Here is a 19487-nt window from a genome sequence, read left to right as displayed (position 1 = left end):
TGTGACCGCAGCAAAGGCAGGTATCCCCGTCTCCGAGGACCTGGTGAATGCCGCGCTACAGGCAGCGCACACACTGGGCAAGGACGTCGCGGACGTCCCGCTGGTCGAGGTCGCCCGCGCCGCGGGAATGTCCCGGAGTACGTTGTTGCGCCGTCTCGGCGGCACGCGGCACGCCTTGGACGCCGCGGTTCGCGACTCAGGCGTTGACCCGGGTGGGCGGGCGCCCGTTCGTGACCGCGCCACTTTCGCCGCGGCCGAGCTGATCGACGAACGCGGTTTGGCAGCTGTGACATTGGAGGCCGTGGCCACCGCAGCGGACTGCTCGGTACACAGCCTCTACGCGGCGTTCGGTGGCCGCGACGAACTGATGCGGGCCACCTTCGACCGATTCGGACCGATCGTCGACATTGAGGACACGGTGGCGGACCCGTCCGTCGGCACGGAGGAGAAACTCCACCGCATTTACCAACGCCTCGCCACGGCCTTCAGCCAAAAGCCCCGGGTGATGCCCGCCATGTACGCCGAAATCATCTCCCGCCCCTCCGACCCTTCAGTGCGGGCGCTCGTCGAACACAACGCGCCGCGCATGCTCGCCAGCGTCGGAGAGTGGCTGTCCGGGGAGATTGCCGCGGGGCGTATTCGGGACCTACCGGTGACCGTGCTGACACAGCAGCTGATCGCGCCCGTCGTCATGCACTTCGCCTTTCGGCCCGCGGCCGAGGGAGTGCTCGGACTGGAATTCCCGGACATACACGAGGTGTGCAAGATTTTCGCCGAGGCGTTCCTCCACGGCGTCGGTGTGACGGCGCCAGACGTGGCTGGTGTTGTTTCATGACAACGGCGTTCGTGCTCTCCGGTGGCGCCAGCCTGGGATCGATCCAGGTGGGTATGCTGCTCGCCATCGCGGAGACCGGGGCCGTTCCCGACCTCATCGTAGGAACGTCGGTGGGTGCGCTGAACGGGGGCTGGATCTCCTCACGGCCCGATGTCGACGGCATCAAAGGTCTCGCCGATCTGTGGCGATCCTTGTCGCGCAAGGACGTGTTTCCCACCAATCTGTCGGTGGGATTCCTGGGTTTCATAGGCCAACGGCAGAGCCTGGTGTCGGACTCGGGTCTACGACGCCTCCTCAGGGAAAACTTGCTGTTCCGCAGGCTTGAAGACGCCCCGATTCCGCTGCATGTCGTCGCCACGGACGTGCTGACCGGAATCGACGTCCTGCTCTCACAGGGCGATGCCATCGACGCGATCACCGCCAGCGCGGCCGTTCCCGCGGTGTTGCCGCCGGTACGGATTCAGGGACGCGATCTGATGGACGGTGGCGTGGTCAACAACACTCCGCTCTCGCATGCGGTAGCGCTCGGCGCCACGGATATCTGGGTGCTGCCCACCGGCTATGCCTGCGCACTGACCGAAACGCCAAGAGGCGCAGTGGCTATGGCGCTACATGCGATGACCCTTGCCATCAACCAGCGGCTGGTGGCCGACGTAAAACGCTTCGAGAGCAGTGTCGATTTGCGGGTGGTTCCGGCATTGTGCCCCGTCCGCACATCGCCGGCGGACTTCTCCCACGCGGACGAGCTGATCGGTCGCGCACGCGAGCAGACCCGCCGATGGCTGACCATGCCGCGATTCAAGATCAATCAGGCAGATCTGCTGGAACATCACCACGAGTGAGCGTCCTAGGCCGCGCGGCCTCGAGAAGTTCGGCAGTGGCGGGCCACTCCCCCTCGGCACAGGTCGCCGAGGCCCTGGCTCGGACGCTGCGCGTCTCCGATAGCGAGCGCGATCTGCTGTTCTGGCTCGCCGGGCACGCGACACCCGGCCGCGACATGGTCTCGACGCGCATCACCGCCAGCGTGCAATGCCTGCTCGACCGCCTCTCGCACACACCGGTCGCGGTGTTCGACGCGACGTGGACACTTGTGGTGGCCAATGCACCATACGACGCACTGATGGGACCGATCACAACCTGGCGGGGAATTGAGCGAAACAGTGTTTGGCGCAACGTGATTGGTCCCGAAACTCGGGTAATACACACTCCCCGGGAACACGCGGACTTCCAGGCGCAGATCGTCGCGGACCTGCGCCGAGCGGCTCGCGCTGGCGATAGTGCTCGGCACCCAAAGCCTCGTCGAGTAGGAGTGCCTACCCCTGACTGAGTGTCTGCTCGCCCACCACGCCAAGCAGTCGCAGGCTCTCCAGCGCAGACGATCCGACCGGCGGAGTCAGCACCACAAGCTGTTGACCATCGGTGGTCGCGAGCACCTCACAGTCCAACGTGATGGCGCCCACCCGCGTCAGAAAGGTCTTGCGTTGCATTCGGCGGGTGGCCACTTCGTGACGCTCCCACAGCCGTGCGAACTCGGGGCTGCGTTGCAAGAGCCCGTCGACCAGTTCACGCATATCGGCATCGGAGCGCCGACGTCCCCAGGCGGCGCGTAAGTCGGCCACCATCGTGCGCGCATGCTCTTCGTGATCCTCTTCGGGCGCCGCCTCACGCGCTCGGGGATCGGTGAACCACTGCCACAGCAGACTGGACTGCAGCCCGATTTCATCCACAACAAGGTCGCCGGACAACAGTTTCGAAAGCTCGTTCTGGGCCAGCATGATTCCCGTGTCGGAGCAGACGAAGGCGGCCGCGTCGCGCAGCTGATCGAGCACGAATAGGAGCGCCGGGCGCACATGCGTAGCGCGCGGAGGACGGTCGGGAGCGGTGTGTCCGGCAAGCCGATAGAGATGGTCAGCCTCGTCATCGGTCAGACGTAGGGTGCGTGCGAGGGCGCGCAGCATCTGCTCGGATGGCTGGGTGCTGCGAGCCTGTTCCAGCCTGCCGTAGTAGTCCACCGACATCCCCGTGAGCTGTGCAACTTCTTCACGCCGCAGGCCGGCGGTGCGCCGACGGGAGCCCACGGGCAGCCCGACATCGGCTGGTTGCACTATCTCGCGGCGGCGGCGTAGAAAGTCTGCCAGCGACTCTCGATCCATCGCACCATTGTTGCCGCCACGCGCGCGCCCAGCCAGGGACTGGCGGTCCCAGGTTCGACGCGCCGTGGTTATGCCGCCCGATCCAGCCAAGACTGATCGGCATGAAGACCACGACAATCGGCTCACTGACCACCTCGGCCCTCGGCCTCGGCTGCATGGCGATGTCGGGCGCGTACGGCGCCTCGGATCGCAGCGAAGCCATCGCCACCGTGCATTCCGCACTCGACGCGGGAATCACGCTGCTGGACACCGCGGACTTCTACGGCATGGGGCACAACGAATTGCTCCTCGCCGAGGCATTGCGGCATATACCGCGGGAGCGCTACCAGCTCAGCGTGAAGTTCGGCGGCCAGCTTGGCCCCGACACATCCTGGGTAGGGTTCGACGCTCGCCCTTGTGCGGTGAAGGCGGCTGCCGCCTACTCACTACAGCGTCTTGGCACCGATCACATCGACATCTACCGTCCGGCCCGGCTGGATCCGGCGGTTCCGATCGAGGACACCATCGGGGCGATCGGCGAACTCGTCGACGCGGGATATGTGCGGCGAATCGGACTGTCGGAGGTCGGATCGGAAACCATTCGCCGTGCGGCGGCCGTCCGACCGATCAACGACCTGCAGATCGAATACTCGTTGGTGTCCCGCGGCATCGAGAACGACATCCTGGATACCTGCCGCGAGTTGGGGGTCGGCGTGACCGCCTACGGCGTATTGGCCCGGGGGCTGATCAGCGGCCATTGGACGAAATCCAGTGGCGGACCGGGAGATTTCCGGACCGCGAGCCCCAGATTCGCCGATGACAATCTGAACCGCAACTTGGCCCTGGTCGAGACATTGCGCGGCGTGGCGCAGGAACTCGATGTCACGGTGGCCCAGGCGGCGATCGCTTGGGTGGCGGCCCGCGGCACCGACATCGTGCCGCTGGTGGGAGCACGCACCCGCACGCGACTGGCCGAGGCGGTGGTCGCGGCAGACCTAGCACTGACCGCCGATCAACTGAGCTGGATCGAGGCCGCTGTACCCGCGGAACAGGTGGCCGGCGATCGCTACTCCGCCGCCCAGATGGCGGCCCTGGACTCCGAACGATGAACATCAGGTCCGCTGCGCCTGACTAGAGTGACAACATGGAGCTCTACGACGTCATGCGCAGCACGTTCGCGGCGCGCGAGTTCACCGGGGAACCGCTGCCCGACAACGTGTTAGACCGAATCCTGGATAACGCCCGATTCGCACCCAGCGGCGGTAACCGGCAAGCCGGCCACATCATCGTGGTCACGGCCCCGGAGACGCGCGAGGGTCTCATCGAGGCGACCACACCCGGCGCACGCCGCTACTTCGCACAGATCGTGGCCGGCGAGTCACCCTGGAATCCGGTGAGCCCCACCACGGCCACCGCGGAAACCATCGCCGCGACGACCGTTCCTGAGTCGGTATTCACACCACTGCGTACCGCCTCTGTTGTTCTCGTCGTGTGCGTAGACCTGCGATTGATCGCCGCGACAGATCAGGATCTGGACCGCGTTGGAGTCATCGGCGGAGCCTCGATCTATCCGCTGGTGTGGAACATCCTGTTGGCCGCGCGAGCGGAAGGGTACGGCGGCACCCTCACCACCATGGCCGTGGCACAGGAGCCGAAAGTCCTTGAACTGCTGGGAATTCCCGATACGCATGCGGTGGCTGCGGTATTGCCCATAGGCAAGCCGGTCAAACAGCTGACGAAGCTACGGCGCAATGGTGTCGAGGAGTTCGTCACCCGTGAACGGTTCGACGGGGACCCGTATCTCTCCGGGAACCTCTGACCTTCCAGGTGCGGTAGGCCTGGGGAAGGCATACCGCACAGGGCCGAAATCCCGCAGCGATCGCGGTGGGCTCGTCGGCGAAGAAGACTCGGTTGCGCGCGTAGCCACCGGCGGCGAGGGCGCGTAAAGCCGTGGGGCAGTCGAGCCGACCGTACAGCTTGTTGCGGCGATGTCCACCGAAAGTGCCCGGTGCCGAACTGGTGTACGGCCGTCCGTCGACGCCGATCAGACTGTAGCGCTCAGCCGACGCCGTCATGCCGCATCATGGAAGACCAGACCGAGCGTGTACCGGGTACCGCTGCGGATCATCGAAACCCCATGGCGCACCGGTGCCGCCGACCAGCCGCGCACCGATCGCACCGGGCGATCCCGGGTGGTGAAGACAAGCCCATGTCCGTACGGGATCGTCAGGGCTGTGCCGCGTGACTGAGCGCGCGGCCGCTGCTCGTAGAGCAGGAACTCCCCGCCGGTGTGATCGACACCCGGGTCACTCAGGTTGATAACCACTTGAAGCGGAAAAACCAATTCCCCGTATAGATCTCGGTGCAGGGCGTTCCAGTCCCCCGCCCCGTACTTGAGCAGGGTCACTGTCGATTTGGTCTGTCCGGCGGCATGACACATGCGCAACCACTGGTCCAGTTCGTCGGGCCATGGGGTCGGTCGGCCGAGCCGGGTCCACCAATCTCGGGCGATGGGAAGCAGCCTGGGGTACAGCGCCCGCTTCAGTGCAACGACCGCCTCGGGATAGGGCTGGGCGAAATACCGGTACTCGCCCTCTCCGAAGCGGTGCCGGCTCATGTTGACCGTCGAGCGGAACCAGGCCGCATCGGAATACAGTCCCGCGATCGCGCCTGCTTCCTCCGGTGTCAGCAGCTGCCCAGTCACCGCGCAGCCGATGGCATCCAACTCACTTCCGACGCTGCACCAGTCGGTGCCGTCGACCCTTTCCTGCCAGGGGTCCCTTGCCTGGCTCACGCCGCGGCCTCCAGATCCAGCAGCAGTCGCTTGGCCTCCACCCCGCCCAGGTAGCCGCCCATCGCGCCATCGCTGCGCACCACCCGATGACACGGCACCACAACCGGTAGCGGATTGGTGGCGCAGGCAGTGCCCACCGCGCGAACAGCTTTCGGGCTACCCGCGAGCTTGGCGACCGCGGCATAACTCGCGGTGCGCCCATAGCCGATCTCGTGCAGATGGTGCAGCACGGTGCTACGGAACCCGGCCGACAGGCGCCAGTCCAAGGGGATGTCGAAGTCCTGCCGGGTACCGGCGAAGTATTCGTCGAGTTCGCGAGCCGCGAGGTCGAGGCGGCGGGGTGCGTGCAGGATGCGGGGGCTGACCTTGTCGGCTAGCTGCTGCAGGACGGCATCGTGATCCTCGCGGGCATATGCCACCCGGATCAAGCCCTGCGTGGTGGCCGCCACCAACAGGGGGCCGACCGGTGCGTCGAGTACCCGGTAGGCAACATCGAGGATGCCCTCACGCTCGGCCGCGACAGCCAACCGGGCCCGCAGCCCGGACAGCTTGTCGGCATCGTCAGCGACCCGTACCAGGTCGTGAATGAATTCTGTGTCGTTCATCGTGATCTCCCATGCTGGGCGTACGTGCGTCTGAGCGCCGCGATACCATCAGCCGCGGCGCGACGCGAGGCATCCACGCTGCCGCCGAGAATCGCAGCGACATCGGCGTAGGGCAGGCCGGCAAGATAGTGGTAGGTAACCGCGTGTTTCTGTTTGTCCGGCAAGCGATCTAGGGCTTCCACCAGATCATCGTCACGTTCGGCCGCAGAGGCCGCCGGCGTCTCGGGCACGGTATCGGTCGGGATCGCTCGCCGTGCCCGCGCTCGCGTGATGTCGATTGCTTTGCGGTGCGCGATCGTCACCAACCAGGCCTCGACGTTCGCGTCAACCGGAAGGTCCGGGTAGGCCTTCATCGCCGCCAAGAAGGTGTCCGACCACGCGTCGTCGGCATCGATCGGTCCGACCACCGCTCGGCACACGCGCCAGACCGCGGGACCGTGGTCACTGACCACCGTCTCGAAGGGTTGTTTGGCTTTCAGCACGGCACTCACTGGGCACTCACACTATGCAGACGCTCGTCCGCGTGGTTTCGTGAGATCGCAATGCCGCGGATCCTGCGGTGACAGCCCCGATAACAACGCGCACTGAAACGGTGCACCGCTGGCACGGCTCGCATAATCACGTTCAAGGCCCAACAGATACTGCTTCCGCGCGATGCCACCGGCGTAGCCGGTGAGCTTTCCGTAACGGCCGATCACACGATGACATGGCACCACGATCGACAACGGGTTGCGGCCTACCGCCGCGCCGACCTGCTGGGCCGTGACATCATTTCCGATCTGAGCTGCCAGCTCGCCGTAGGCCATGGTTTGCCCGTAGGGAATCTGGTCGAGCAGAGACCACACCTTCATCTGGAGCGCGTCACCGTGCAGTACTACGTCCAGATCGAACTCGAGGCGGTCACCGTTCAGATACTCGGTCAGCTGGCGAGCGACATCGTCGAACCGCTCGCCGCGGTACGGGCCAAACGTCGCGGGATGCGGCCGGCACCAGTGGTGCGGGAAATAGATTCCGCGGAGGCCCTCGACATCGCGGACCAGCGTGAGCGTGCCCAGTGTGGTCTCCATCGTGGAATGCCATATCGATGTCGTCATACCGGGAAGACGCTCAGGCACGCGAGAACGTGAGATCGGCGCGGACATCCGAGATCACCCCGAGATCACACTGATTACCCCGGGCAGCCTGATGTTTGATCGAATGGACGTCTCAGTCCGCGATCTGAAACGAGCAACCGTGAACGCACAGGACGAACCGGACACCACTCCGGACGAAACGGATATCGCCGTACCCGAGGAGCCCAGCGAAACAGCTCCGGCGCTGATCACCGCGACCGACCTCGGTGTGGATGGCGAGCACGGTCCGCTCTTCTCGGGCATCAACCTGGAACTGACCTCCGGATTTCACGCCATCCAAATGCCGGGCGGTCCGGGACAGCATTGCTTACTACTCACGCTGGCAGGCCGGCTGAAGGCGAGCCACGGCACCGTCAGCGTGATGGGTGATACCGAGCCGCGTGCGATCCGCCGGCACTGCGCCATCGCCGCATTCGCCGATATCGATGAGCTCGAAGAGACGGTGACGGTCCGGACGGTGCTCGCCGAACAACGCAACTGGCTGGCACCGTGGTTCTCCCGTGTTTCGACCGATACGGGGCGCGACAAGCTGGACGAGGTGTTCGGTGCGCTCCCGCCGCCGAAGAACGAAACATTCATCGTCGAACTGTCCGACCTGGATCTGTTTCTGTTGCGCATCACGCTGGCGCTGCTCTCGGATCGGCCCATTCTGGTGGTCGGTGACCTGGAGCAGGTCCGCGATAACGCGCGCCGAACCCTGGCAGCCGAACGGCTCGGTGTGATCGCCGAGAACCGCACCGTCATCGTCGGTGTGACCAACCCCCTAGGTGCCGACGCACCCGTTCACGACTTGCACGACCACCGCATCCTCACTGGGAGGGACTAACCCATGCTCGCTGGGCTCGCATTTGGTTCAGAAATAAAGCGATTCGGCCGCAGCCGGATGACCCGCGCCGCGATCGTGGTCCTCATGCTGCTACCGCTGGTGTACGGCGCGCTGTATCTGTGGGCGTACTGGGACCCGTTCGGCCACGTCAACAAGATGCCCGTCGCTCTGGTCAACGCCGACAAGGGTGCCACCGTCTCGGGCCAGCACGTCAACATCGGCGAAGAGATCTCCAAGAGTCTGACCGCCGACGGCAGCATGGACTGGCACGTCCTCAGTCTCGACGAGGCTCGCACCGGGGTCGATCACGGCAACTACTACTTCATGCTGGAATTGCCTCCGGACTTCAGCGAGGCCATCGCCTCACCACTGACCGGAGAACCGAAGCAAGCCAACCTGGTTGCCGTCTACAACGACGCCAACAACTACATCTCGTCCAGCATCGGTCGCACCGCCATCGACCAGGTGCTCAATGCCGTGTCAACACGCATCTCCGGCCAAGCCGTGAATCAGGTTCTGTCCGTGGTGGTTTCCTCGGGTGCGGGCATCCAGCAGGCCGCCGATGGTGCTCGGCAGCTCGCCGACGGCGCCGCCAAGGTCGATGATGGCGCGGGTCAGCTCGCCGCCGGGCTACACACCGCCCGGCCCGGGTCGGCGCAATTGGCCACCGGAGCCAAACAACTTTCCGACGGCTTCAACCAGGCCACCGACCCCCTGTTGACCGTGACCAAGGCAGTGTCGAACATCGGCGGTAGCACCGACAAACTGCAGCAGGGTACCGACGCGCTCCGGCAGGCCAACGATCAGATCGACGGTATCGCCAAGGCGCAGGACGGCGCCGCCAACGCGCTCACCGCGGTGATCGATCAGCTTGCCGGGCGCCAGGATCCAGCCGCCAACACGTTGCGCGGGATACAGGATCAGCTGCGCGAGCATCAGTTCACGCCTCAGGTCCGCCAGCAGCTGACCGATGCCGAGAACGCTTCCATCGCGATGACCGAGACGCTGCGCGGTCCGGGCAGTCCATTGAAGTCCGCGCTCGATCAGGTCGGCGGCAAGGGACAGGAGCTCACCAACAAGCTCAACCAGATGCGCAACGGCGCTCAGCAGCTCGCCACCGGAAACGCACAGTTGGCCAGTGGCATTGCCCAAATGGATGACGGTGCGCAACAACTGAGGTCGGGAACCGCGCAGCTGCGCTCCGGTTCAGCGGAATTAGCGACCAAGCTCGCCGATGGCGCCAAGCAGGTGCCCAACTGGAACACTCAGCAGAAAGATGCCATCGCCGATACCATCGGCGGTCCGGTTCATCTGGAGACCTCACACGAGAACGCCGCGCCCAACTTCGGCACCGGCATGGCACCGTTCTTTGTCACGCTCGCATTGTTCTTCGGCGCCTTGGTCTTGTGGATGATATTGCGCCCCTTGCAGACCCGCGCCATTGCGGCGGAGGTCCTCCCCATCCGGGTGGCGCTGTCCAGCTATCTGCCCGCGGCCACCATCGGGATCTTCCAGGCAGTCATTCTGTATTGCGTGGTGCGGTTCGCGCTCGGCATGCACGCCGCACACCCGGCCGCGATGCTCGCCTTCATGGTGCTGGTGTCCTTCGCGTTCGTCGCCGCAACCCAGGCAATCAATGCGCTGGTGGGACCGGCCGTTGGGCGCGTCCTGCTCATGGCGCTACTGATGCTGCAACTGGTCAGCGCCGGCGGTATGTATCCGGTAGAGACGACATCGAGACCATTCCAGGTGCTCCACAAATACGATCCGATGACGTACGGCGTCGACGGATTACGTCAGCTGATCCTGGGCGGCATCGACGGCAGATTATGGCAGGCGGTGATCACGCTGCTGTTCATTCTCATTGGCGGGTTGCTCATCACCAGCCTGTCCGCCCGGCGCAATCAGCTCTGGAATCTGACGCGGCTGCTGCCGTCGATCAAGATGTGAGCTGATCCGCTGCGACGGACTTGCGCTGTGATCGCGTCATAGCTATTCGGCGCTCGCGCGTTGTCATCGCACCCCAAACGCCATGCGGTTCATCAGTTCTTATCGCATAGGCCGCGCAGGGCATTCGCACCGGGCACTCGTTGCAGATCTTTTTCGCCTGTATCTCGTACTGCTTCCGCACGGTGCCGCGTTGCGTTTCGGCGAAGTAGAAGATATCCGTCGACATTCCGCGACAGACCGCATTGACCTGCCACTCCAGCTCGTCCAACCGCGCTTCCGCGCCGCGAAATTTTGGCCGTGTCACGGCCTTACCCCAGACCACCAGCAAGCATTCGGGTGCGTCGATGCCATCCGCATTCACCGAGTGTCTAGCCGAAAGCAACCGGTACGCCATAGCCGGTTTGGACAATCTGGACCCGCCAGATTGACCAGGCTGGCTCTAGAATTCGCCGGTGCTGACCGCTATTGTGCGCACCTCCCGGCTCAGGTCGTCTCGACGGATAGGCGCGATGACGGTCCAGGCGGCGGCTGTGCACGCCGCCGCGACGCCCAGACACATCACGGCGTACCACAGACTGCCGATGGGATCCCCCTTGGCGGTAACGCCATTCGTTGCTCCGAAGTAGCCGGGTAGTGCGGTGGCCCACAGCAGCGTCATCACCGCCAAATAGACCCCGGCGTAGATCAGGATGGCCGGATGCGTGGTATAGCCGTTCGTGCCGTTGCGGCGCACAGCGAGCCACTGTGTGATGAGCACGGGCACCGCCACCGCCACCAGCACGATCAGCTCCAGCGCGTACACGACGCCGACGACGGTAGTGCTGCCCGATACCGCACCGGCAATGGTCGCGGGCAGTGGCAGCACCGCGGTACCGATCGAAGCAAGCACACCGATAACCACTGTGCGCCAGACAATCTGACCGGGAGTGAAGGAACGTCCTTCGTCCACGTGGCGGCCCACAAACAGCTGCGCACACAATGCCAGGGACATCGGCCACAGTGCCGCGAAGACCACGACACTACCCATCGGCACCGAATCGAAAAACGGTTTGTTCATCGGATTGTCCAGAGTCCATTCCCACCAACGCAATTGCGGGCCTAGGTGGTCGAAGATCTCGTAGAACGCATGATGCACCAAACCAACGCAGGCCGCTCCGGCCAACGCGCCATGGCGGCGAAAAACCCCGAGTGTCCTGACAATTTCAAAGGCCACGGTGGCCATCATCGGGTAGATCGCGATGATGTAGAGCGGTAGTCGGCCCCACAGAAAGTCCACCGTAAATACGTTGTGCGCGAACATCGTGTCCACGTGCTCACTGATGCCGAACGGCCCGGGGAAGTACAGCGGCGGCTCGATGATCAACAGATAGGCGATCGCTCCGAACCACACCACAATGTTCGTGGGATCGTGGTGGCGCCGTAGCCGGATGATCGCGTACACCAGCGCCAAGAGGGCTCCCGCGATCACCGTCAGCTCCAGGACCGGCAGCGTCCAGTTCTCGAGCGCGAATGGACTGCGCAACGCGGCGACCCCACCAGCGGTGTCACACGAAAATCCCAGCCGCGCCGCGAGATCGGCAAAGGTGGGCGCACACAGATCAGACATGCTCAAACGCCCACCCGTCCCGCTCGGTCGGCGGTGTACCACTGCGTGACTTCGTAACCGGCCTCGTACCGGGCGAACCATTCGTCGGCCAGCGCGGGCAGTTTCTCATGCGCTGGATTATGTCCCGGGATCTGACTGCGCACCGCTCCCGACATTGCCACCATCACCTCCCGTATCGGCAATTGACTGAACGCGTTCTCGATGGGCCCGTCGTAAGGCGCATCGATGAACGAGAGGCGTTGCAGCAGAGCCTTTTTACGCGCCTGCATACCGAACATCGACAACGCGTCGATCTTGCGATCCTCGAGGGGAACATGCTTGTTGAAGCCTTCGCAGGCGATGCGCAGCACCGCCCAGACATGCCTGAAGATCGACGGCGCCACCCGCATGCGATACCAGGGATCGGCGGCCACCGCGTCATAGATGATCAACGCCGAGCTGCGATGCTCTACCTCTTCGACGAAGTGCCACAGGAACAACGACGCAACGCGATCGTCACCCGGCGCGAACAACGTGTCGTCATGATCGAGCATCAGCTTGAACACCGGCGTGAACGTCGCCTCCAGGTCGGCGGTGTAGGCCAACCGGTACTTCAACGGCTTGTTCGCGGTCAGATCGTCGAAGGCGGCAATCACCTCATCCAGGGTCTCCTTGAGCCCCGGATAACTCTTGATCAGACCCTTCGCATGCTGGCGATGGCCCATGGAGTGCTGGCCCTCTTGCCGAACAAATGCCTCTGCCTCGGCGGCGATCTCCGGATCGGTGATCAACGGCATGGCCTCGGGGATCATCTGGCCGATCATCTTCTCGAATGCGATCGCCAGGAAGGAAACCGCGTTGGCCATGCTCGAAAACGCCGGGTTGGACTCGTTCCACAGGAACGGGACGTGGTGGTCGGCGAACGCAAACCGCAGCTTGCGCACGATGAGTTCGGTCATCGGAAGCACCTCGCTTAAACATACAATAAGACAGGTAGTTGTTGATCCGTATGATTACTGGAATGAGTCGCCGATGTCAACGGCGATATGCTGCATAGATGCCGGCGGCCGGGGAGTTCAGCGATGGCGCGTAGGCGAGGGTGGGACGGTCAACCCCCCAGCAGTGACCAGGAAGCTTCCGAACGGATCGTCGCCGCAGCGGTGAAGCTGATCGGCGAAACCGGGAAGGCCGTGAGCCTCGCTGATGTGGCGGCCGAACTCGGTGTCATTCGACAAACGGTCTATCGGTACTTCCCCACGGCCGACGCACTGATGCATGCCGCGTCCCTTGCGTCCGTCGACGGCTTCCTCGACCGGCTGGCGGAAGTGGTGCGCGGCATTACCGATCCCGCCGAGGCACTCACCGAAGGGGTGCTCTACACCCTGGAAGAGGTCACTCGCACACCGCATTTGGGCATCATGATGTCCGAACCGTATGCGCACTCACACACCAGCGACATGACGTCGGATGAGGCGCAGGCGTTCGGTCTACGCATGCTCGGCCGATTCGACGTCGACTGGGATCAGTACGGATACGACGATGGCGCCAAGCGTGGGCTCGTGGAGTTCGCGCTGCGCGTCATGCTGTCGTTCTTTGTCTCCCCCAATGAGGCCACGCGCTCTCGCGATGAGCTGCGCCGCTTCCTCCGACGGTGGCTCGGCGGCGCGGTGCTTGCGCAACCCGCTAATTAAACGCATTTTCCGTTTTAAATAATCGATTCTATCGTCTTTCGCAATCAGTTCTGACGGTCCTACCGTCGACTTATGAAGTCAATCAATCGACGCACAGTGCTCGGCGGTGTCGGCGTCGCGGGGGTCGCGGCCGCTGCCGGTGCCGGCACCGACTGGGCGTTCTCGACGCCCCGTTCCCACGACAAACCAGAGGACGTGACCGTGACCGATGATGCCGCCCGCTTCGGCGATCCCCGCATCCCCGCCGAGCTGAACACCGCACAGCCGCATCTGTTTCACCTCGGCGCGCTGACGCCACAAACCTTCGACGGAGGCGACCTACGCCAGGCCCACGAGGGCAACTTCCCGATCCTCACCGGACAGCAGGCGAGCATCGTCATGGTTACCTTGCAGCCGGGCGGAATCCGGGAACCGCACTGGCACCCCAGCGCCTGGGAGATCAACGTCATCACCAGTGGCGTGGCGAAGTGGACTCTGTTGGATCCGGAGGGGCATTCGGAGACCTTCGACGCCCATGTCGGTGATGTCGTCTTCGCGCCCCAGGGATCGCTGCACTACTTCGAGAACAAGGGCACCGAAGACCTCAAGCTACTGATTGTGTTCAACGCCAGTACAGCGGAAGGCAAGGACGACATCGGAATTGGCGCTTCGATCACCAAGTTGCCACCCGACGTGCTGGCCGCGGTATTCGGCGTGCCGACCGAAACCTTCTCGAAGTTCAAGAAGATCAACGAGTCCGTCACCATCCTGCGCAAACCGCAGACGTAGGCCCCCATTGCGCGGCCCACGGCGCTAGCGTTACTCCGCGTGCGGCGGGTGTCGTTGAGAACCAGACGCGCTTTGGTGTTGAGCCATCGCTGGATCGGCCTTGTCGGTGGACTCCTGGTGGTGATCGTCAGTACCAGCGGCGCTCTCCTCGTCTACCAGCCGGAACTGGTCCGGGCGCTACACCCCGAGATGTTCCACACCACACCGAGCGACAACCCGGCCGGTTTCACTCAGGCGATCGCCGAAGTACGGTCGCACTACCCCGAACTACAGCTTGCGAGTGCATCTCTCAAGGACGGGGTGTACCTGCTGCGCGCGTCCTCGGAAACGCATGACACGTTCTTCGTCGATGCCGGGACCGGTCTTCTCAACGGACGGCTCGATCTTGGCGCGGGCACACTGGGTTTCTTGGTCAACATGCACGATTGCGGGTTCACCTGCGAGGGCTACAGCGGATACCTGCCATTCCTCGCGCAGCCGTGTCCGCTGGCACAACTGGGTGCATTCGCCGGACTGTCGTGGGGTTCGGCGCTGCTGGCATTCGCAGCCGCCGTCCTACTCTTGTTGGTGATTCCCGCACCATTCATCTGGTGGAAAGCAATCCGTAAGCTCAGCAACGCTCTTCGCATCCGGTGGTCCGCGGGCCGGTTCGCTCGCGATTTCGATCTGCACGCCGTCATCGGCATCGTCGCCACCGTACCGCTGCTGGTATGGGCAGTGACCGGGTTGCAATTCGAGGCACCCGGGCTCACCAACCTCTGGTACTCATTGACTGGCGGACAACCTTCCGAACGGGCCTTTACCGGCGGCCACGGCGATGAGGACGTGACCGTCGAGCGCGCGATGGCCGTGGCGGAGAGCCACTTTCCTGGATCCGAGGTGACCTGGATCGGCATGCCCGACGAGGACAATCCGTACTACACGGTCGATCTACTAGACCCCGAGAGTGCTGACCTGCGAGCGCACAGCCTCAACTATCACGGGAACCGATCCATCGGTGTGGACGCCCACGACGCCGGCCATGTGCAAGTCCTGCGCGGAAAGCCCACGAGCGCATCGAACGCCATCGCCGACGAATGGGCCGGTCCTGCTGCCCATTTCGGCCTTGCTGTCAATGGCTACTGGCGTGCGATGTGGTTCGTCCTCGGGATGGCTCCCCTGCTGCTTGCACTCACCGGCCTGAGCACCTGGCAATGGCGCCGCAGGGCCCGGCTACGGACACGCGTCAGGAACGTACAGATTCCCGCGGCGGCCGGGCCAGCACCCGCGTCGGCCACCAGAACCACGTCCCCAGCAGCCGAACAAGTGAAGGCACGATAAACGAACGCACAATCAGTGTGTCGAGCAGCAGACCGATGCAGACGGTGGTGCCCACCTGACCGATGGTGCGCAGATCACTGGACAACATGGCCAGCATCGTGAACGCGAAGACCAAACCGGCCGACGTCACCACGCCACCGGTACTTCCCAGTGCGCGAATAAGTCCGGTGTTCAGCCCGGCGTGCGTCTCCTCTTTGAGCCGGGCAATCAACAGCAGGTTGTAGTCCGAACCCACCGCCACCAGGATGATGAAGGTCAGCGGCAGGATCAGCCAGTGCAGGGGTAGTCCCACGAGATGCTGCCAGATGAGCACCGAAAGGCCGAACGCCCCCGCGAACGAGAAGGCCACCGTTCCGATAATGACGAAGGGAGCCACCAGACTTCGCGTGATGACCATCATGATCAAGAAGATCAGGGTGAAGGCCGCGATAGCCGCGATAAGCAGGTCCGAGGCGGCGTACTCCTTGATGTCCTTGTTGTTCGACCCGGCGCCACCGATGTAGACCTTCGACCCGGCCAACGAGGTCTCTTTGAGCGCCGTCGTGATGGCGTCGGGGAAATCGTTGACGTGCTCAATACCTTCCGGCCCCATGGCATTACCCATATGGGTGACGATGAACCGGGCCGCCTTGCCGTCCGGAGACATCATCAGCGTCATCCCGGTTTTGATGTCTTCGTTGTCGAACGCTTCGTGCGGTATGTAGAAGAAGTCGTCGCTACGCGAGGCGTCGAAGTCATTACCGACGTTGATCAAGTCGTCGAAGGTCTGGTCCGTCGCCGTGGCCTGCAGATTCGTCTGACCGTAGGTGTTGACGATGAGCGCCTGCAAGGCATCCTGGTCATTGGCGGTGAGCTTCAGCAGCGCCACCATCTGCGGTAGCAGCCGGTCCACGACTTCCAGGGAGCCCACCGCATCCTTGATGTCGGCGGCCAGCTTGTCGATGCTGTCCAGCATGTCGAACAGGGATCTGAAGGACAAGCAGACCGGGATGTCGAAGCAGTGCGGTTCCCAGTAGAAGTAGTTGCGCAGTGGACGCATGAAATCGTCGAGGTTCGAGACCTTCTCATTCATGTCCTGGGTGACCTGCTGCATGTCCTCCATCGTGACGACGGTGTTGTGCATTTCGTCCGCCAGTTTTTGCGTCAGGTCGGTGGTCTGTCGCAGGACCGCGACGGAGTGCGCCATGATCTTGGCTTGCTGATCGGTATTGGCGTTCTGCGCCTTGGTAAACGGAAGCTGCTGACCGTTTCCGCTTCCCTGGGTCGTGAACAGGTACGGCAGGGACGCATGTTCGAGCGCGCGCCCCATGGGCCGGGTGATACTCTGCACCATCGCGACACCGGGAAGCCGCACCAGGCTCTTGGACACTCGGTCCAGGGAGATGAAGTCGGCCGAGTTGCGCATATCGTGGTCCGACTCGACCATGAGCATCTCCGTGAACAGCTTGCTCGGCGGGAAGTGTCTGTCTGCCGCCGCGAATCCTTCCTTGGCGGGAGCGTCCGACGGCTGATAGGCGCGGTCGTCATAGCTCACCTGGTAGGTCGGCACGAAGACCGCACCCACCAACACGGCTGCGGAGCTCGCCACCAAAATCGGTTTGGGCCAACGCACTACGCTCGCCCCGATGCGCCGGTACAGATGCGCCCTGGCTCTCTGCTTGGGATCGAAGAGGCCGAACAGACTGCCCAGGTGCAGCATCGCCGGCCCGAGGGTGAGCGCTGCCGCGATGGTCAACAACATGCCGATCGCGACCGCCGGGCCCATGGTGTGGAAGTAGTTGAGCCGCGCGAAGCTCAGGCACAGACCGGCTCCCGCGATGGTCAGGCCCGAGCCGATGATGACGTGTGAGACGCCGCGGTAGGCCGCGTAGAAGGCGTCCTCGCGATCCAATCCCGAGTTCCGTGCCTCGTGATATCGCCCCAGCAGGAAGATTCCGTAGTCGGTTCCGGCACCGAGTGTCAGCGAGATGACGATGTTGACGGCGAACGAGGACAGCTCGATATATCCGAAGTGTCCGAGAGTGGCGACAACTCCTCGCGCCACCAGCATTTCGACCAGAACTCCGAACAACGGCACCAGCATGGTGGTGACCGAGCGGTACACCATCAGCAGCATGAAGATGATGAGGAAGATCGTCACGATGGTGATGTTGTTCAGGCTGGAGTTCGCGACACTCAAGGTGTCCGAGGCGAGCGGCGCCGCGCCGCTGACATAAACCTTCAGCCCTGCTGGCGGCGTGTCCTTATCGATCATGTCCTTGACCGCTTCGACGGACTTGTTCGCCTCCATCTGGCCGATATCGCCGGCCAAGCGCAGCAACACAAAGGCGGACTTGCCGTCGAGACTCTGTGCCCCGGCCGCGGTGATCGGCTTCCCCCACGTATCCATGACGTATTGGATGTGTGCGGTGTCGTTCTTGAGCCTGCGCACCAGTCCGTCGTAGTACTGGTGGTCGGCCTCGCCGAGCGGCCGGTCCGCTTCGAGCACCAGCATGGTCAGGCTGGTGCTCGTGGACTCGTGGAATTTCTCGCCGATCTGCAACATCGCGCGCTGCGACGGGGCGTAGTGCGGAATCATCGGCCCGGCGAGTTCGGCCGCAACGTCTTCCACGTGCGGCACAAAGGTATTCGTCGTCACGGCGACGATGGCCCAGAACACGATGATCGGCACCGCAAAGATGCGGACCATCCGGGGAACGAAGGGACGCTTGACCTGATGCTCGCTCATGCCGACTTCACCCTGCACATCACGTTCGCGTCCGGATGATCATCGGACTGTTCGTCGCGGACAACGTCGTTCACTCGTATCCGGCAGCCGATCTGGCCTCCGTGTACCTGCGCCGAGATACTGCCGGACACCACGGTGAGAGTCGTTGTCTCCGTGTGAGACCACGGAAGCACGCTCAAGTCGACCTGGTGCGGATGACCGTCGATATCGATGTAGCTCAACATTCCGCCATTCCCGACCGAACCGAATACCTCGTACGTGAGCGTCTTGGGGGTGAACTCCGGAGGCGCCTGTGGCGGGTTCACGGTGAGCACGGGGCCAGGCGCGGACAATTCATGCACCTTGAACATCGATCCGCCGGCCACGCCGAGCGCGATGACGGCGACCAGCGGCATCCACGCGCGCGCCAGGACCGTTCTGCCAACCGAACGTGGACTCACCCGGCCACCTTTCCCCGACCTCGCGCCGCCCGTATGTCAATGAAGCTGACATGAGTACGGTGCAGAATGCTATCAGCAAAACCTGGGAATGCGAGAGTCAACTTCTCTCGCGCTACAAGTCCGTTAGGTGGTCGTCAGGACACCCGCGGCAGTCGCCCTTTCAGGCGTCTCATCCGGAGCACCTGCGCGGTGATGTTGATGGACGAGATCATGGGAATCACCCCGAGGAACGTTCGCTCGGAAGGCGTGGCTCCATGCAATTGCTCAAGACTGCCGAGCACGTAAAAACAGCCCAGACTGAAAATAGTGGCCGGGATGGAGAACGCCCACAACGACCCCCGGTCGGCAATCGCCTGACGGGCGAAGTGAAGTTCCTCCACCGACATCTGCTCACGTTTACGGACCTTCTTCAGCACAAACGGGTACCCGCCCACACTGTCGGCCAGCGGCGATGCCGTCTGCTTCCTGAGACGCGTGGTGTACACGAACATGCACGTGGCGAAGACCAGCAGTGCCACGAAGGCCAGGACCGCCAGGCAGCCGAAGAGGCGCCAGTTGTGCCCTAAGAAGTTCCAGTTCATTGCGCCGTCCCTTCGCCTCACTATCGAGGAATTCCTGTGCAGATATTCGGGGTTTCCCGGGAGCAAGTCAAGGTCCCTGACACTATCGACGACTCGTCA

At 63.4% G+C, this 19487-nt stretch carries 22 protein-coding genes; 10 read left to right on the top strand and 12 right to left on the bottom strand.

From position 1 onward, the window contains the following. Position 1 precedes the first annotated feature (1 nt). The 3 genes from B4393_RS07365 to B4393_RS27440 are packed head-to-tail and all read left to right on the top strand — an operon-like array spanning position 2 to position 2162. On the top strand, positions 2 to 835 hold the full coding sequence (locus B4393_RS07365) for a TetR/AcrR family transcriptional regulator (RefSeq protein ID WP_078333576.1): 834 nt from the start codon (positions 2 to 4) through the stop codon (positions 833 to 835). Continuing rightward, positions 832 to 1677 (top strand): patatin-like phospholipase family protein, encoded by an 846-nt coding sequence (locus B4393_RS07360; protein WP_078333575.1) that lies wholly within the window; start codon positions 832 to 834, stop codon positions 1675 to 1677. The genes B4393_RS07365 and B4393_RS07360 overlap by 4 nt, the downstream gene beginning before the upstream one ends. Before the next feature lie 35 nt (positions 1678 to 1712). Further along, positions 1713 to 2162: an MmyB family transcriptional regulator gene (locus B4393_RS27440; RefSeq protein WP_078333574.1), complete on the top strand. Its 450-nt coding sequence runs from the start codon at positions 1713 to 1715 to the stop codon at positions 2160 to 2162. On the opposite strand, the gene B4393_RS07350 is transcribed toward B4393_RS27440, so the two are convergent. Continuing rightward, complete coding sequence (locus B4393_RS07350; RefSeq protein WP_078333573.1) at positions 2149 to 2988, bottom strand: helix-turn-helix transcriptional regulator; 840 nt, start codon at positions 2986 to 2988, stop codon at positions 2149 to 2151. The two genes, B4393_RS27440 and B4393_RS07350, sit on opposite strands and share 14 nt — an antisense overlap. A gap of 101 nt (positions 2989 to 3089) precedes the next feature. On the opposite strand from B4393_RS07350, the gene B4393_RS07345 reads away from it, so the two are divergent. Together B4393_RS07345 and B4393_RS07340 are read left to right on the top strand one after the other, a co-directional pair. Beyond that, complete coding sequence (locus tag B4393_RS07345) at positions 3090 to 4076, top strand: aldo/keto reductase (RefSeq protein ID WP_078333572.1); 987 nt, start codon at positions 3090 to 3092, stop codon at positions 4074 to 4076. Between the two features lie 35 nt (positions 4077 to 4111). After that, positions 4112 to 4786 (top strand): nitroreductase family protein, encoded by a 675-nt coding sequence (locus tag B4393_RS07340; protein WP_078333571.1) that lies wholly within the window; start codon positions 4112 to 4114, stop codon positions 4784 to 4786. On the opposite strand, the gene B4393_RS07335 is transcribed toward B4393_RS07340, so the two are convergent. The 5 genes from B4393_RS07335 to B4393_RS07315 are packed head-to-tail and all read right to left on the bottom strand — an operon-like array spanning position 4737 to position 7433. Then, positions 4737 to 5042: an Ada metal-binding domain-containing protein gene (locus B4393_RS07335; protein WP_078333570.1), complete on the bottom strand. Its 306-nt coding sequence runs from the start codon at positions 5040 to 5042 to the stop codon at positions 4737 to 4739. The two genes, B4393_RS07340 and B4393_RS07335, sit on opposite strands and share 50 nt — an antisense overlap. After that, the gene (locus B4393_RS07330) at positions 5039 to 5761 is read right to left on the bottom strand and encodes a 2OG-Fe(II) oxygenase (RefSeq protein WP_078333569.1); all 723 of its coding nucleotides are present in this window, start codon (positions 5759 to 5761) and stop codon (positions 5039 to 5041) included. Before B4393_RS07330 ends, B4393_RS07335 begins: the two co-directional genes overlap by 4 nt. Beyond that, complete coding sequence (locus B4393_RS07325; RefSeq protein ID WP_070937793.1) at positions 5758 to 6366, bottom strand: methylated-DNA--[protein]-cysteine S-methyltransferase; 609 nt, start codon at positions 6364 to 6366, stop codon at positions 5758 to 5760. Before B4393_RS07325 ends, B4393_RS07330 begins: the two co-directional genes overlap by 4 nt. After that, a complete protein-coding gene (locus tag B4393_RS07320; protein ID WP_078333951.1) occupies positions 6363 to 6845 on the bottom strand; it encodes an RNA polymerase sigma factor in 483 nt (160 codons plus the stop codon). Before B4393_RS07320 ends, B4393_RS07325 begins: the two co-directional genes overlap by 4 nt. 24 nt (positions 6846 to 6869) lie before the next feature. After that, on the bottom strand, positions 6870 to 7433 hold the full coding sequence (locus B4393_RS07315) for a methylated-DNA--[protein]-cysteine S-methyltransferase (RefSeq protein ID WP_236743129.1): 564 nt from the start codon (positions 7431 to 7433) through the stop codon (positions 6870 to 6872). Between the two features lie 166 nt (positions 7434 to 7599). Between B4393_RS07315 and B4393_RS07310 the strand changes: the two genes are divergently transcribed. Both B4393_RS07310 and B4393_RS07305 read left to right on the top strand, forming a co-directional pair. After that, entirely contained in the window at positions 7600 to 8325 is a 726-nt protein-coding gene (locus B4393_RS07310) for a hypothetical protein (protein WP_078333950.1), read from the top strand. Positions 8326 to 8328: 3 nt separating this feature from the next. Beyond that, entirely contained in the window at positions 8329 to 10275 is a 1947-nt protein-coding gene (locus B4393_RS07305) for a YhgE/Pip domain-containing protein (RefSeq protein WP_078333567.1), read from the top strand. On the opposite strand, the gene B4393_RS07300 is transcribed toward B4393_RS07305, so the two are convergent. Genes B4393_RS07300 through B4393_RS07290 form a run of 3 tightly spaced genes read right to left on the bottom strand, consistent with a single transcriptional unit; the run spans position 10265 to position 12819 of the window. Then, positions 10265 to 10669 carry a WhiB family transcriptional regulator gene (locus tag B4393_RS07300; RefSeq protein WP_078333566.1) on the bottom strand — a complete coding sequence of 135 codons (405 nt, stop codon included), beginning with the start codon at positions 10667 to 10669 and terminating at the stop codon, positions 10265 to 10267. The genes B4393_RS07305 and B4393_RS07300 overlap by 11 nt on opposite strands. Before the next feature lie 45 nt (positions 10670 to 10714). Continuing rightward, positions 10715 to 11881 carry a DUF7802 domain-containing protein gene (locus B4393_RS07295; protein WP_078333565.1) on the bottom strand — a complete coding sequence of 389 codons (1167 nt, stop codon included), beginning with the start codon at positions 11879 to 11881 and terminating at the stop codon, positions 10715 to 10717. Positions 11882 to 11883: 2 nt separating this feature from the next. Then, the gene (locus tag B4393_RS07290) at positions 11884 to 12819 is read right to left on the bottom strand and encodes a metal-dependent hydrolase (RefSeq protein WP_078333564.1); all 936 of its coding nucleotides are present in this window, start codon (positions 12817 to 12819) and stop codon (positions 11884 to 11886) included. Positions 12820 to 12942: 123 nt separating this feature from the next. On the opposite strand from B4393_RS07290, the gene B4393_RS07285 reads away from it, so the two are divergent. From B4393_RS07285 to B4393_RS07275, 3 genes are all read left to right on the top strand, one after another. Beyond that, positions 12943 to 13551 carry a TetR/AcrR family transcriptional regulator gene (locus B4393_RS07285; protein ID WP_078333563.1) on the top strand — a complete coding sequence of 203 codons (609 nt, stop codon included), beginning with the start codon at positions 12943 to 12945 and terminating at the stop codon, positions 13549 to 13551. Between the two features lie 72 nt (positions 13552 to 13623). Further along, positions 13624 to 14319 (top strand): cupin domain-containing protein, encoded by a 696-nt coding sequence (locus B4393_RS07280; RefSeq protein WP_078333562.1) that lies wholly within the window; start codon positions 13624 to 13626, stop codon positions 14317 to 14319. 48 nt (positions 14320 to 14367) lie between these two features. Next, positions 14368 to 15639, top strand: coding sequence for a PepSY-associated TM helix domain-containing protein (locus B4393_RS07275; protein ID WP_078333949.1), 1272 nt, complete (start codon positions 14368 to 14370; stop codon positions 15637 to 15639). On the opposite strand, the gene B4393_RS07270 is transcribed toward B4393_RS07275, so the two are convergent. The 3 genes from B4393_RS07270 to B4393_RS07260 form a co-directional block, all read right to left on the bottom strand. Next, positions 15545 to 18328, bottom strand: a complete 2784-nt coding sequence (locus B4393_RS07270; RefSeq protein WP_070939155.1) for an MMPL/RND family transporter — start codon at positions 18326 to 18328, stop codon at positions 15545 to 15547. The two genes, B4393_RS07275 and B4393_RS07270, sit on opposite strands and share 95 nt — an antisense overlap. Positions 18329 to 18363: 35 nt before the next feature. After that, positions 18364 to 18762: an MmpS family transport accessory protein gene (locus B4393_RS07265; protein ID WP_078280891.1), complete on the bottom strand. Its 399-nt coding sequence runs from the start codon at positions 18760 to 18762 to the stop codon at positions 18364 to 18366. 179 nt (positions 18763 to 18941) lie between these two features. Continuing rightward, the gene (locus tag B4393_RS07260; RefSeq protein ID WP_078333561.1) at positions 18942 to 19388 is read right to left on the bottom strand and encodes a hypothetical protein; all 447 of its coding nucleotides are present in this window, start codon (positions 19386 to 19388) and stop codon (positions 18942 to 18944) included. Positions 19389 to 19487: the final 99 nt, after the last annotated feature.

The organism is Mycobacteroides franklinii (genome assembly GCF_002013895.1).
Lineage (GTDB): Bacteria > Actinomycetota > Actinomycetes > Mycobacteriales > Mycobacteriaceae > Mycobacterium > Mycobacterium franklinii.
The sequence above is the reverse complement of the archived record's forward strand: the minus strand, read 5'-3'. Positions and strand labels throughout refer to the sequence as shown.